This is a genomic window from Pseudomonas sp. B21-059 (assembly GCF_026016285.1).
GTDB classification, from domain to species: domain Bacteria; phylum Pseudomonadota; class Gammaproteobacteria; order Pseudomonadales; family Pseudomonadaceae; genus Aquipseudomonas; species Aquipseudomonas danubii.
The window spans coordinates 1244932-1258285 of record NZ_CP087201.1 but is presented as its reverse complement, the minus strand read 5'-3'; the positions used below and the strand labels follow the sequence as shown (position 1 = coordinate 1258285).

Annotated in this window: 11 protein-coding genes; all 11 read right to left on the bottom strand. The window is 62.8% G+C overall.

Features of this window, described 5'->3' with window-relative positions:
- Window positions 1-120: 120 nt before the first annotated feature.
- Complete coding sequence (locus tag LOY69_RS05595; protein ID WP_102878526.1) at window positions 121-837, bottom strand: TetR/AcrR family transcriptional regulator; 717 nt, start codon at window positions 835-837, stop codon at window positions 121-123.
- 105 nt (window positions 838-942) lie between these two features.
- Window positions 943-2445, bottom strand: a complete 1503-nt coding sequence (gene lysS / locus LOY69_RS05590; protein ID WP_102861335.1) for a lysine--tRNA ligase — start codon at window positions 2443-2445, stop codon at window positions 943-945.
- Between the two features lie 92 nt (window positions 2446-2537).
- Window positions 2538-3633, bottom strand: a protein-coding gene (gene prfB, locus LOY69_RS05585; protein WP_102861334.1) for a peptide chain release factor 2 whose coding sequence is annotated in 2 segments (ribosomal slippage) — window positions 2538-3560 and window positions 3562-3633 — 1095 coding nt in all. Because the reading frame shifts where the segments join, the coding sequence is not laid out codon by codon here.
- Between the two features lie 237 nt (window positions 3634-3870).
- Window positions 3871-4872, bottom strand: coding sequence for a response regulator (locus tag LOY69_RS05580; protein WP_102861333.1), 1002 nt, complete (start codon window positions 4870-4872; stop codon window positions 3871-3873).
- 48 nt (window positions 4873-4920) lie between these two features.
- Window positions 4921-5931 (bottom strand): chemotaxis response regulator protein-glutamate methylesterase, encoded by a 1011-nt coding sequence (locus LOY69_RS05575; RefSeq protein WP_102878525.1) that lies wholly within the window; start codon window positions 5929-5931, stop codon window positions 4921-4923.
- On the bottom strand, window positions 5928-8246 hold the full coding sequence (locus tag LOY69_RS05570) for a hybrid sensor histidine kinase/response regulator (protein WP_265074236.1): 2319 nt from the start codon (window positions 8244-8246) through the stop codon (window positions 5928-5930). The genes LOY69_RS05575 and LOY69_RS05570 overlap by 4 nt, the downstream gene beginning before the upstream one ends.
- Window positions 8243-8929: a chemotaxis protein CheW gene (locus tag LOY69_RS05565; protein ID WP_265074235.1), complete on the bottom strand. Its 687-nt coding sequence runs from the start codon at window positions 8927-8929 to the stop codon at window positions 8243-8245. Before LOY69_RS05565 ends, LOY69_RS05570 begins: the two co-directional genes overlap by 4 nt.
- Window positions 8926-10203 carry a CheR family methyltransferase gene (locus LOY69_RS05560; protein WP_265074234.1) on the bottom strand — a complete coding sequence of 426 codons (1278 nt, stop codon included), beginning with the start codon at window positions 10201-10203 and terminating at the stop codon, window positions 8926-8928. The genes LOY69_RS05565 and LOY69_RS05560 overlap by 4 nt, the downstream gene beginning before the upstream one ends.
- Window positions 10200-10736 carry a chemotaxis protein CheW gene (locus LOY69_RS05555; RefSeq protein ID WP_265074233.1) on the bottom strand — a complete coding sequence of 179 codons (537 nt, stop codon included), beginning with the start codon at window positions 10734-10736 and terminating at the stop codon, window positions 10200-10202. The genes LOY69_RS05560 and LOY69_RS05555 overlap by 4 nt, the downstream gene beginning before the upstream one ends.
- Window positions 10736-12358, bottom strand: a complete 1623-nt coding sequence (locus LOY69_RS05550; RefSeq protein WP_110596463.1) for a methyl-accepting chemotaxis protein — start codon at window positions 12356-12358, stop codon at window positions 10736-10738. Before LOY69_RS05550 ends, LOY69_RS05555 begins: the two co-directional genes overlap by 1 nt.
- A gap of 214 nt (window positions 12359-12572) precedes the next feature.
- Entirely contained in the window at window positions 12573-13298 is a 726-nt protein-coding gene (locus tag LOY69_RS05545) for a tellurite resistance TerB family protein (protein WP_110652331.1), read from the bottom strand.
- Window positions 13299-13354 lie beyond the last annotated feature (56 nt).

Below are 13354 nucleotides of genomic sequence, written 5' to 3'. Positions count from 1 at the left end.
GACGGGGCAATCAGAATGCGCCAGGCTTGCATGCAACTCTCCTTTGAACACCAGAATGACTGTAGCCGCTGGCGTGGGCCTCGGCCGACAGGCCGCAGCCGGTCAGCCGTGTGGGGCGCGTCAGACCGAAGCCAGAACCAGATGCATGTAGCGCGTGAGGATACCGAGCATCTCTTCCTCCGCCAGCGGCTCAGCGCCGTTGAGCAGGCCCTGATACTCCATCCGGCCGATTATAGACGTCAACACCTTGGCATCCTGCTGCGGCTCCCGCGAGCCCAAGACCTGAAAGAACTGACAGGTGCCGTGGAGCAGGATCTGCTGGTGCGAGCGCACCAACTGCGCCAGGCGCGGGTTGAGCAAGGCTTCCTGGCGGAAGGCCTGCTCGGCCATCAGGTGCTCACGGCGGGTGCTCAACTGGCGCTGCACATAGTCGGCGGTCAGCCGAGCGATGTCGTCGGCCAGCTGCGAGCGAGACGCCGGACTGCCATCACCGTAGGCGACCATTTCTCGCAGCAACCCTTCGTTGTTGGCCCACAGCTTGCCCATGAACGCCGCGCTGCGTTCCACATACTGAGCGAAGGTATCGGTGAGCAAGTCATCGATATCCTTGAAGTAATAGGTGGTGGCCGACAAGGGCACGCCGGCTTCGGCGGCCACCGCGCGATGGCGCACGGCCCGCACGCCGTCACGCACCACAATGCGCATGGCGGCATCAAGAATGTCCTGTCTACGCTGCTCACTGCCCTGCCGGCTGGCCTTGCGCCCCTGGTACTGAACACTTTCAGCCACCGCAGTGGCGATGCCGGCTGCACCTTCTTGAGCAATTGCGCGGTTCACGACAGATATTCCCTCTTGAAAATCACACAGAATTAGAAGCGGTACGTCAGTTCCAACCAGACAATAAAAAGCCGCCTGTTAAAGGCGGCTTCTTATTCACAACACTTAAGCTTGCGGCCGCATGTGCGGGAACAGGATCACGTCGCGAATCGACGGCGAGTTGGTCAGCAGCATCACCAGACGGTCGATACCGATGCCTTCACCGGCGGTGGGCGGCATGCCGTATTCCAGGGCACGGACGAAGTCGGCGTCGTAGTGCATGGCTTCGTCGTCACCGGCGTCCTTGTCGGCCACCTGGGCCATGAAGCGCTCGGCCTGATCTTCCGCGTCATTGAGCTCGGAGTAGGCGTTGGCGATCTCGCGGCCGCCGATGAACAGCTCGAAACGGTCGGTGACGTTGGGGTTCTCGTCGTTGCGACGAGCCAGCGGCGACACCTCGAACGGGTACTGGGTGATGAAGTGCGGCTGTTCCAGCTTGTGCTCCACCAGCTCTTCGAAAATCATCACCTGCAACTTGCCCAGACCTTCGAAGCCCAACACCTTGGCGCCGGCCTTCTTGGCGATGGCGCGAGCCTTGTCGATGTCATTCAGGTCATCGGCCGTCAGCTCAGGGTTGTACTTGAGGATCGAATCGAACACCGAGAGACGGGCGAACGGCTCGCCGAAGTGGAACACCTTGTCGCCGTAAGGCACGTCGGTGCTGCCCAGCACCAGCTGCGCCAGTTCACGGAACAGCTCTTCGGTCAGGTCCATGTTGTCTTCGTAGTCGGCGTAGGCCTGGTAGAACTCCAACATGGTGAATTCAGGGTTGTGACGAGTCGAAACGCCTTCGTTACGGAAGTTGCGGTTGATCTCGAACACTTTTTCAAACCCGCCAACCACCAGCCGCTTCAGGTACAGCTCGGGCGCGATGCGCAGGAACATTTCCATGTCCAGGGCGTTGTGGTGGGTCTCGAACGGCTTGGCCGCGGCGCCGCCAGGAATGGTTTGCAGCATCGGCGTTTCGACTTCAAGGAAGTCGCGCTTCATCAGGAAGCTGCGGATGTGGGCAATGACTTGCGAACGCACGCGGAAAGTCTGGCGCACGTCTTCGTTGACGATCAGGTCAACGTAACGCTGGCGGTAGCGCTGCTCGGTGTCGGTCAGGCCGTGGTGCTTGTCCGGCAGCGGACGCAGCGATTTGGTCAGCAGGCGCACGTGGGTCATTTCAACGTACAGGTCACCCTTGCCGGAACGGGCCAGGGTGCCTTCGGCGGCAATGATGTCGCCCATGTCCCAGGTTTTCACCGCGGCCAGGGTTTCTTCGGACAGGGTCTTGCGGTTGACGTAGACCTGGATGCGACCGGTCATGTCCTGGATCACCATGAACGAGCCACGGTTGAGCATGATGCGACCAGCAACCTTGACCGGGATCGCCGCCTCTGCCAGCTCTTCCTTGGTCTTGTCGGCGTACTTTTTCTGCAGATCTTCGCAGTAGTTTTCGCGGCGGAAGTCGTTCGGGAAGGCATTGCCCTTGGCGCGCTCGGCAGCAAGCTTTTCCTTGCGCAGGGCGATCAGGGAGTTTTCTTCCTGTTGCAGGGCTTGCGGGTCGAGTTGTTGGTCGCTCATGTCTTTAAATTTTCCATCAGGTTCGTTGCCCCCGGCCTGCGGCCGGGGGGCGCCGGGCAAGGACTCGTCGTCCCCCCGGCTCCTACAGGGTTTTACAGGCCGGACTTCAGGCTGGCTTCCAGGTACTCGTCGATGTCGCCGTCGAGCACCTTGTCGCAGTCGCTGCGTTCGATGTTGGTGCGCAGGTCCTTGATCCGCGACGCGTCGAGCACGTACGAGCGAATCTGATGACCCCAGCCGATGTCCGACTTGGTGTCTTCCAGGGCCTGGGAAGCCGCGTTGCGCTTCTGCATTTCCTGCTCGTACAACTTGGCCCGCAGCATTTTCATGGCGGTGTCCTTGTTGGCGTGCTGGGAGCGTTCGTTCTGGCAGCTGACCACGGTGTTGGTCGGTACGTGGGTAATACGCACGGCCGAGTCGGTGGTGTTTACGTGCTGACCACCGGCACCGGAGGAGCGATAGGTATCGATCCGCAGGTCGGCCGGGTTGATCTCGATTTCCACCTTGTCATCGATCTCTGGCGAGACGAACACTGCCGAGAACGAGGTGTGGCGACGGTTGCCGGAGTCGAACGGGCTCTTGCGCACCAGGCGGTGCACGCCGATCTCGGTGCGCAGCCAACCGAAGGCGTATTCGCCCTTGATGTGCACGGTCGCGCCCTTGATCCCGGCCACTTCACCGGCCGACAGCTCCATGATGGTCGCTTCGAAACCGCGCTTGTCGGCCCAGCGCAGGTACATGCGCAGCAGGATGTTGGCCCAGTCCTGAGCCTCGGTACCGCCGGAGCCGGCCTGGATGTCCAGGTAGGCGTTGTTCGGGTCCATTTCGTGACTGAACATGCGGCGGAATTCTAGTTTGGCGAGGTTTTCCTCGAGACGGGCCAGCTCGGCGACGACATCGCCCACTGCACCTTCGTCGTTTTCTTCGACGGCCATGTCCAGCAGGTCGCGGCAATCGGCCAGACCGCCGTTCAGCTCGTCCAGGGTCTCGACGATCTGTGCCAGCGCAGCGCGCTCGCGGCCCAGTTCCTGGGCGTATTCGGGTTTGTTCCAGACACTCGGATCTTCAAGCTCGCGATTGACCTCGGTCAGACGCTCATGCTTTTGATCGTAGTCAAAGATACCCCCGAATAGTTTCGGAGCGCTCGGACAGGTCCTTGATGGTGTTAAGGATCGGGTTGATTTCCATGGGGGGCGGCACTCGTTGGCGAACTTTTGAAAGCCGAAGATTATAACGGAATCACCGAATCACGGCAGCCCGCTTAGCGGCTTTAGCGGCCAATCAGCCATCTAATTTCAGTGAGCGAACCACTGAGATTCGCGCGCAGGCGCCATTTTACCGCCCTGATCCATCTGCGCCCGGGTCCGAAAGTCAGCCGGGGCCAGCCCGCTACCCGCAGGCCATGAGCCGCCCCCCCCAGAGCCGCTACTCGATCCCTACCTGGTTGCGACCGTTGTTCTTCGCCAGGTACAGCCCCTTGTCCGCCGCCGAAATCAACTGTCGACAATGGCTGTTGGGCTGCGGCGTTACGGTGGAAAGGCCGATGCTGATGGTCAGGCTGGCGCCCTCCACCGGCACGATATGAGGGATTTTCAGGGCTTCCACGGTCTGGCGCAGCTTCTCCGCCACCAGTCGCGCCCCGCCCGGCGAAGTATTGGGCAGCACCAGCACGAACTCTTCGCCGCCGTAACGCGCCGGCAGGTCGGAAGGCCGGCTGCTGGCCTCGCGTATCGCCGTGGCCACCTTGCGCAGGGCTTCATCCCCTTCCAGGTGGCCGAAGGTATCGTTGTAGGTCTTGAAGTAGTCGACGTCGATCATCAACAACGACAGCTGGCTCTGCTCTCGCATCGCCCGACGCCATTCCAGTTCCAGGTATTCGTCGAAGTGCCGACGGTTGGACAGCCCGGTCAGGCCGTCGGAGTTCATCAGTCGCTGCAGCACCAGGTTGGTGTCCAGCAATTGCTGCTGGCTGACCCGCAACGCACGGTAGGCCGCATCGCGCTGCAACAGGGTCATGTAGGAGCGCGAGTGATAGCGGATGCGCGCCACCAGCTCGATGTTGTCCGGCAGCTTGACCAGGTAGTCGTTGGCCCCGGCGGCAAAGGCCGCACTCTTGATCAGCGGGTCTTCCTTGGTCGAGAGGACAATGATCGGGATGTTCTGGGTCGCCGGATGATTACGGTACTCGCGCACCAGGGTCAGGCCATCCAGCCCTGGCATCACCAGGTCCTGGAGGATCACCGTGGGCTTGATGCGGATGGCCTGGGCGATGGCCTGGTGAGGATCGGCGCAGAAGTGGAAGTCGATGTTTTCCTCATTCGCCAACCCACGCCGAACGGCCTCGCCGATCATGGCCTGGTCATCCACCAGCAACACCATCGCGGCGTTTTCGTCGGTCTTGAATTCGTCGAGCTGTAAATCATTCATGGGTTGTCACCTGAGTTGCTACCTGGCCAGGACAGCTGCGTTTTTCAGTCATTTGGCAAATATCTCCAGCAAACGTGGAGCAATCTTGTCCAGTGGGCGAATCTCTGCGGCGGCATCGATGGCAGCGGCCGCCTTGGGCATGCCATACACCGCGCTACTGTTCTGGTCCTGAGCGATGGTCAAATAACCCTGATCGCGCATCAACTTCAAGCCCTGGGCACCATCGCGACCCATGCCGGTCAGCAGCACCCCCACCGCATCGCCATTCCAATAGCTGGCGACACTCTCGAAAAACACGTCGATGGAGGGCCGGTAGATTTCATTCACCGGTTCGGCGGTGTAGGCCAGGGTGCCGTTCTTCAACAAGCGGATATGGTGGTTGGTGCCTGCCAGCAATACGGTGCCGCTTTGCGGCGGCTCGCCTTCCCGGGCCAGCCGTACCTGCAAGCCGGACGCGCTGCTGAGCCACTCGGCCATGCCGGCGGCGAACACTTGGTCAACATGCTGGACCAGCACGATGGCGGCGGGAAAGTCCTTTGGCAAGCCCTTGAGCAGCACTTCCAGGGCCGCCGGGCCACCGGCGGAAGAGCCAATGGCCACCAGGCTCTGGCGTGGCGCCCCGCTGCGCAGCGGCACCGGCGCCGAGCGCACCCGACTGCCGCGCTGGCCGATCAGCCAGCCGATATTGAGGATCTTGCGCAGCAGCGGCGCCGCCGCCTCCTGGGCATTGCCCGCGCCCAGGGCCGGGGTGTCCACCACGTCCAGGGCGCCATGGCCCATGGCCTCGAACACTCGGTGCACATTCTGCTGGCGGTCGACGGTGACGATCACAATGGCGCAAGGCGACTCGGCCATGATCCGCCGCGTGGCCTCGACACCATCCATGACCGGCATGATCAGGTCCATGAGAATCAGGTCCGGCGTCAGTTCGGCGCAGTATTTCACCGCCTCGGCGCCATTGGTGGCGACCCACACCACCTCGTGGCTGGGGTCGAAGGCCAAGGCCCGGCGCAACGCCTCCACGGCCATGGGCATGTCGTTGACTATCGCTATCTTCATGCCCGCGCTCCTCCAATCAGCTCAACCACTGCGTCGAGCAGGGCGTCGTCATGGAAACTGGCTTTGGCTAGATAGTAGTCGGCGCCGGCATCCAGTCCACGGCGCCGGTCTTCCTCACGATCCTTGTAGGACACCACCATCACCGGCAGGGACTGCAGGCGATTGTCGCGACGCAAGAGTGTGACCAATTCAATTCCATCCATTCGCGGCATATCGATATCGGTGATCAGCAAGTCGAAGCTTTCCGAACGCAAGGCATTCCAGCCATCCATGCCGTCCACTGCAACGGCCACATCGTAGCCGCGATTGATCAATAGCTTGCGCTGCAACTCTCGCACCGTCAGTGAGTCGTCCACCACCAGAATACGCTTGCGCGCAGCCTGTGCATGCTGCTGGTGATGACGTGCGATGCGCTCCAGGCGGCCGGTATTGAGCAGTTTGTCCACCGAACGCAGCATGTCCTCGACATCCACGATCAGCGCCACCCGACCATCATCGAGCAGGGCCCCGGCGGAAATATCCTGGATCTTGCCCAGGCGGTCATCCAGCGGCAGCACCACCAGGGTGCGCTCGCCGATAAAGCGTTCCACGGCGATCCCGTACACCGCATCACGCTCGCGAATCACCACCACCTTGAGAGTCGGCGCGTTGGTCTCGGTCGCCGGCCGCTGCAACAGTTGACTGGCGGCCACCAGCCCCACATGCCGCCCCTCGTGCCAGAAATGCTGGCGCCCCTCCACCTGGACGATGGACTCGGGTTCCAGGTCGCACATGCGTTCGATATGGGCCAGCGGAAAGGCGTAGGCCTCGTCGCCGACCTCCACCACCAGGCTGCGCACCACCGACAGGGTCAAGGGCACTTCCAGGTGGAAACGGCTGCCCTGGCCGCTGGTCTGCTCCAGCTCCACCGCGCCACGCAGCTGCCGCACCATATGCTGCACGGCATCCAGGCCGACGCCGCGTCCGGAAACCTCGGTGACTTTGTCCCGCAGGCTGAAACCCGGCAGGAACAGGAAAGTCAGGAGTTCTTCCTCGCTGAGCTGGGCGGCGGTCTGGGCCGGCGACAGCTGACGCTCGACGATGCTCTGGCGCAAGCGCTGAAGATCCACGCCGTTGCCGTCATCACTGAGTTCCAGCACCAGAAGACCGGCCTGGTGCGAGGCCCGCAGACGAATCACCCCTTCGGCCGGCTTGCCCGCCAGCAGGCGCTGCTCGGGCAGCTCGATGCCGTGGTCGACGGCATTGCGCAGCAGGTGAGTCAGCGGTGCTTCGAGTTTCTCCAACACATCGCGGTCGACCTGGGTTTTCTCGCCTTCGACTTCCAGGCGTACCTGTTTACCCAGGCTGCGCCCCAGATCGCGGACCATGCGCACCTGACCGGTGAGGACATCGGCAAAGGGCCGCATGCGACAGGCCAGGGCCGTGTCATAAAGCACCTGGGCCCGTTGACTGGCCTGCCAGCCGAACTCATCGAGCTCGGCGGTCTGCAGCGCCAACAGTTGCTGGGACTCGGCCAGCAAGCGTCGCGCGTCGGCCAGTGCCTCCTGGGCCTCCAGGCTCAGCGCATGCTCCTTAAGGTGCAGGTTGAGGTTTTCCAGGGCGGCCAGGCTGTTGCTCTGAATCCGTTTGAGGCGCTGCATCGTGACCAGGTAGGGCTTGAGCCGCTGGGTTTCCACCAGGGATTTGCTCGACAGGTCCAGCAAGCTGTTGAGGCGCTCGGCGGTCACCCGCAGCACCCGCTCGCCGCCTTCGGTCATGCGCTTGCCTGGGCGCCCGCTGCTCACTGCCGGCTCCAGGGCCGGATCGCTCGGTGGCGGCAAGGGCTCCAGTTCCTTCGGCAACTGCGCCATGGGCGCCACTGGTGCTTCCAATTGCGGCTCTGGCGGGGCGCTGTCCTGGGCCGGCACGCTTGGCGTTCCCGGTCCTTGAGTCAGCAGGCGCTCCATCAAGGCCACATAGACCGGAATATCCGGCGCCACGGTCTCGACGCCCCCGGGACTGGCAATCCGCATCAACAGGTCGGTGCCCTGCAACAGGGCGTCGATATGCTCGGGCTGCAGGTACAGTCGCCCTTCCTGGGCACTGACCAGGCAATCCTCCATCACGTGGGCAACGCTGACCCCGGCATCGACCCCGACAATCCGCGCCGCGCCCTTGAGCGAGTGGGCGGCGCGCATGCAGGCTTCCAACTGGTCGGCCTGGGTCGGATTGCGCTCCAGGGCCAGCAGCCCGGTACTGAGTACCTGGGTCTGGGCCTCGGCTTCCAGGCTGAACAGTTCCAGCAACGAGGCATCGCGCATTTGATCGGGGGTCATGTCAGGCTCCGGGTCACGGCCAAGAGCAGTTGCTCTTCATCCAGCAAGCGCAGGCTGCGTCCCTGCCATTGCAACACGCCACGGGTGTACTTGGCATTGGCCTGTTCTCCGGAGAGCGAGGCAGCGTTGAGAAGGCGTTCGTCGATGGCATGGATGCCGTGCACCTCATCCACCGGCACCACCACCGGGCCGCCCTCGGCCCCAATGATCAGCATCCGCGGCATGACCCGCCCGGCGGCAGCGACCACCGGTGTGCCATCCAGGCCCAGCAGTTCGGTCAATGACAGACAGGCCACCAGGGCCCCGCGCACGTTGGCCACCCCCAGCAACGCCCGGGAACGCTGGTGAGGCAAGGAATGGATTTCCTGCAGCGGTGCCACCTCCAGCAGGCACCGGGTCGCCAGTCCCAGCCACTCCTCGCCGAGACGGAACATCAGCAGCGAACGGGTGACCACATCGCTGTTGGCCTCCAGGTTCAGCGCGTGTTCCCGGTCCTCCTGACGCAACGAATAGCGGTCCAGCAGGCGCGTAGCAGCGGCGGAGTAGACCGCGCAGTTACGACAATGGATATGCTCGGCGAGCAAGGGGCAGGACTTGTCGCCGTGGATGCCGATGCGGTTCCAGCAATCGTCGATGGCCTGCGCATCTTCACGGGTCACGTCCAATGAGTAGGAATGGCTCATCGTTTCAACTCACTGTCGGCAGTGCGAGTGCTGCGGGCAGCGCGCTCCTGCAATCGTTGGGCTCCGGCGACATCGCCCTGGGATGCCAGCAGCGCCGCCAGGTGCGCCAGGGCTTCAGGGTGCTGGGGAGCCAGGTACAGGGCCTTGCGGTAGAAACCCTGGGCTTCCATGGCGTTGCCGGCCACATCGCTGAGCAGCCCCAGCCAATAGAACACCTGGGCCACAGGTTCATGCTGCTGCAGATAGCGCTCGCAGGCGGCACGGGCTTGCGCGCTCTTGCCCTCATTGGCCAAAGCGGCAATGTTGGCCAGCAGGCTCGCGGCATCGCTGTCCGGCGGCGTGCTCTCGGCCACCGGGGCCGGGGCTGCACGGACGGCAAAGGGGCGCTGGCGCGGCGCCGCAGGCACCGAGCTGCGCGGCGGCAGGGGCAAGGACAAGGGCTGAGGCAAGGCCACGGGAGCCGGTGCAGGCTCGGGCTCGCTGTGCCGGCTGAAGGCAAAGGACTGGGGAATGCCAATCGAACGCATGCCCAGCCGCCCCAGCAGGCTGCCCTCGGCAGGCCCGATGAACAGCACCCCCTCTTCATGGGTCAGGCGCTTGAGCACCTCGAACACCTGACGCTGGGTCGGCTGGTCGAAATAGATCAGCAGGTTGCGACAGAAGACAAAGTCGAAAGGCGGCTCGCTGGCCAGCAAGCCCGGGGCCAGGACATTGCCCACCTGCAGCCGTACCTGCTCGCGAACCCGCTCGCTCAAGCGATAACGATCACCCTCGGCGCAAAAGTGCAGCTCGCGGAACTCGGTGTTCTGGCCACGAAAGGAATTCTTGCCATAGACCGCCCCCCGGGCCCGCTCCACTGACAACGGGCTGACGTCCAGGCCGTCGACCTTGAACTGATGGGGAGCCAGGCCGCCATCCAACAGAGCCATGGCAATCGAGTAAGGCTCCTCACCGGTGGAACAGGGCAGGCTCAACAGGCGCAAGGCGCGCATGCCCTTGATCTGTGACAGACGTTCCTTGGCCAGCTTGACCAGGGTGGCGAAGGATTCCGGATAACGGAAAAACCAGGTTTCCGGAACGATCACCGCCTCGATCAGGGCCTGCTGTTCGTCCCGCGAGCCTTGCAGCTTTTGCCAGTACTCATCGCTGCTGCGGGCATACAGGGCATTGCTGCGCTGGCGCACCGCGCGTTCGATGATCGCCGGGCCCACCGAGGCGACGTCCAGGCCGATTCGCTCTTTGAGAAAGTCGAAAAACCGTTGTTCGTCGCTCATCGAAGCTCCTCAAGCGACGCCGGGTCCAGAGGCTCGGCCGGAAACAGCAACTCCCGCACCTGCGCGCTCAGCAAGTCATCGACCCGCACCCATTGCAAAAGCCCCTGGGCGTCTTCACGCACCGGTCCCAGATACGGCGCCTGGCGGTTGTCCAGGCCATAGGGCTGGAATTCCTGGGGGTCGCAGCGCAACGTGTCGTTGGCCTGCTCCAGCAACAAACCCAGCACTCGGGGTGGCTGGGAGCCGTCGCCACGGTAGTGCACCAGCACCAACCGGGTACTGGTACGCAACTGCGCCGCACGCCCGAACGTCAGCTCGCACAGGTCGATGACCGGTACCACCACCCCGCGATAGGCAAAGACCCCGGCGACCCAGGACGGTGCCTGGGCAATGGGCTTGAGCTGCAGGCGCGGCAACACCTCCACCACGTCAACGGCCTGTAGTGCATAGCGCTCCTGACCGATGCGGAACACCAGGAACAGAGCACTGCGCGCCCCGGCTGCGGCGCTGCGCTTGTGCGCGAGCTCATCCATCAGACTTTGAAACGCGAGACGCCGCTGCGCAGGCCCACGGCCACCTGGCTCAGCTCATCAATGGCAAAGCTGGCCTGGCGCAGGGACTCGACGGTCTGGCTGCTGGCATCCCCCAGTTGCACCAGGGCATGGTTGATCTGCTCGGCGCCGGTGGCCTGGGCCTGCATCCCTTCATTGACCATCAGCACCCGAGGTGCCAGGGCCTGGACCTGATGGATGATCTGCGACAGCTGCTCACCCACCTGCTGCACCTCGGCCATGCCGCGACGCACCTCTTCGGAAAACTTGTCCATGCCCATCACCCCCGCCGACACCGCCGACTGGATCTCACGGACCATCTGTTCAATGTCGTAGGTGGCGACGGCGGTCTGATCCGCCAGACGTCGCACTTCAGTGGCCACCACGGCAAAGCCGCGACCGTACTCGCCGGCTTTCTCCGCCTCGATGGCGGCGTTCAACGACAGCAGGTTGGTCTGGTCGGCAACCTTGACGATGGTCACCACCACCTGATTGATGTTGCCGGCCTTCTCATTGAGGATCGCCAGCTTGGCGTTCACCAGGTCCGCGGCGCCCATCACCGAATGCATGGTGTCTTCCATGCGCGCCAGGCCCTGCTGGCCGGAACCGGCAAGCACCGAAGCCTGATCGGCGGCGCTGGATACTTCAGTCATGGTGCGCACCAGATCCCGGGATGTCGCGGCGATTTCCCGCGAAGTGGCACCAATTTCCGTGGTGGTGGCGGCGGTCTCGGTGGCGGTGGCCTGTTGCTGCTTGGAGGTGGCGGCAATCTCGGTCACCGATGTGGTGACCTGCACCGACGAACGCTGGGCCTGCGATACCAGGGCAGTGAGCTCGGTCATCATGTCGTTGAAGCCGGTTTCCACCGCGCCGAACTCGTCCTTGCGCTCCAGGTTCAAACGGCCGCTGAGGTCACCGGTGCGCATGATTTCAAGAATGCTCACGATGCGATTCATCGGCGCCATGATCGCCCGCATCAACAGCAGGCCACATAGACCAGCGACGAAAATCGCCACCAGCAACGACACGCCCATCCCAACCTTGGCTGCGGCCACCGCATCGTCGATGGCATGGGTGGCAGAATCGGCTATGCGCTTGTTGAAACTGATGAGCTCGTTGAGCTTGATGCGGCCCTTGATCCAGAGCGGGGTCAGTTGCTCGTTGAACAAGCGGATCGCCTCAGCACTCTGGTTCCGCAGGTGCAGGTCCAGCACCTGGGCCATGACGCGATTGAACTCTTGATGGTCTTTCTCGAAGGCCGCGAACGCAATCCGATCCTCCTCAGTGGTGATGGACTTCTGGTAACCGGCCATCTGAGTCTGCAGGTTTTCTTCATATTTCTTGAAGTTTTCCTGGTCTTGGGCGCTGATGCCCTGGTCCCGCTTGAGCCCGATGATTTCCATCGTCTGTCGGTAGCTGTCGACCCAGGCTCCGCGAATCATCGAACTGAAATAAACCCCGGGCACTGCGTCATTGCGCATTCGCTCTTCACCGGCTTCGATCTTCAACAGGCGCGAGTACGAGACGACGACCATCAACAACATGATGGCAATAATCACCGCAAAGCTCGCCAAAATGCGTTGGCGCAACGTCCAGTTCTTCACAGTCAGTCCTCGAAGCCATTCAAAAATGGAAGGAGTATAGCCGAGGACGATGCAGGTTTTATGGGTGGTTTAAGAACCCGAATGGCACTTTCGGCATCTTTGTGCGCCCGCTCTGGATGGTGGCTTAGCGGGCACTTTCAGGCTTGCAGAAGGTATTTCGGCAATACCTTCCGGCAGAACCGCCATCCTTGGCAAACGACAAGTCCCAGGTGCTTCAGAGAACGCTCTGGCGCACCTGGCTTTCCAGTTCGGCCTTGAGCCCCGGCGCCAGTTTCAACTGACGCGCCAGTTCGTCCAGGTAGGCCTTTTCCATGAAGTGTTCTTCATCCACCAGCATCACGCTGGCCAGGTACATCTCGGCCGCCATCTCCGGGGTGCTGGCAGCACGGGCCACGTCCGCCGGGTCCAGGGGTTTGTTCAACTCGCTGTGCAGCCAGTTCTGCAATTGCGGATCGTTGTCCAGCTTGCGGAACTCGCCTTCGATCAGTGCCCGCTCACGCTCGTCCACGTGACCATCGGCCTTGGCTGCCGCCACCAGGGCCTTGAGGATTGCCTGGCTGTGCTGCTCCACCTGCTGCGCCGGCAGCCGGTCAAGGGTCTGCGGCTCGTTGCGAGGAGCAGTGCCCTGTTGCGCTTGCCAGTTGCCGTAGGCTTTGTAGGCCAGCACTCCGAGAGCCGCCAGGCCGCCATAGGTCAGGGCCTTGCCGCCAAACTTGCGGGCCTTCTTGTTGCCCAGCAGCAAGCCCATGGCGCCAGCTGCCAGTGCCCCGCCGCCCGCTCCGGACAGCAGTCCACCCAGCCCGCCGGCCTGGCCGCCGAGCAAGCCGCCAAGGCCACTGGAATCGGGCCGGGCCTTGTCCGTTGGCGCCGCGCCTGCCTTGTTCTGCAGCAACTCCTGGCCGGACCTGAGTAATTGATCGAGCAATCCACGGGTGTTCATCTGCCGCCTCCGGAAAATTGGGTGTCACATCGACACATAAGGCCGTAAGCCTAGAG

What these genes read in the sequence shown, in the direction of transcription:
- lysS (WP_102861335.1), bottom strand. Translation starts at nt 2,445, where the DNA reads ATGAGCGACCAACAACTCGACCCGCAAGCCCTGCAACAGGAAGAAAAC.
- LOY69_RS05580 (WP_102861333.1), bottom strand. Translation starts at nt 4,872, where the DNA reads ATGAATGATTTACAGCTCGACGAATTCAAGACCGACGAAAACGCCGCG.
- LOY69_RS05575 (WP_102878525.1), bottom strand. Translation starts at nt 5,931, where the DNA reads ATGAAGATAGCGATAGTCAACGACATGCCCATGGCCGTGGAGGCGTTG.
- LOY69_RS05570 (WP_265074236.1), bottom strand. Translation starts at nt 8,246, where the DNA reads ATGACCCCCGATCAAATGCGCGATGCCTCGTTGCTGGAACTGTTCAGC.
- LOY69_RS05565 (WP_265074235.1), bottom strand. Translation starts at nt 8,929, where the DNA reads ATGAGCCATTCCTACTCATTGGACGTGACCCGTGAAGATGCGCAGGCC.
- LOY69_RS05560 (WP_265074234.1), bottom strand. Translation starts at nt 10,203, where the DNA reads ATGAGCGACGAACAACGGTTTTTCGACTTTCTCAAAGAGCGAATCGGC.
- LOY69_RS05555 (WP_265074233.1), bottom strand. Translation starts at nt 10,736, where the DNA reads ATGGATGAGCTCGCGCACAAGCGCAGCGCCGCAGCCGGGGCGCGCAGT.
- LOY69_RS05545 (WP_110652331.1), bottom strand. Translation starts at nt 13,298, where the DNA reads ATGAACACCCGTGGATTGCTCGATCAATTACTCAGGTCCGGCCAGGAG.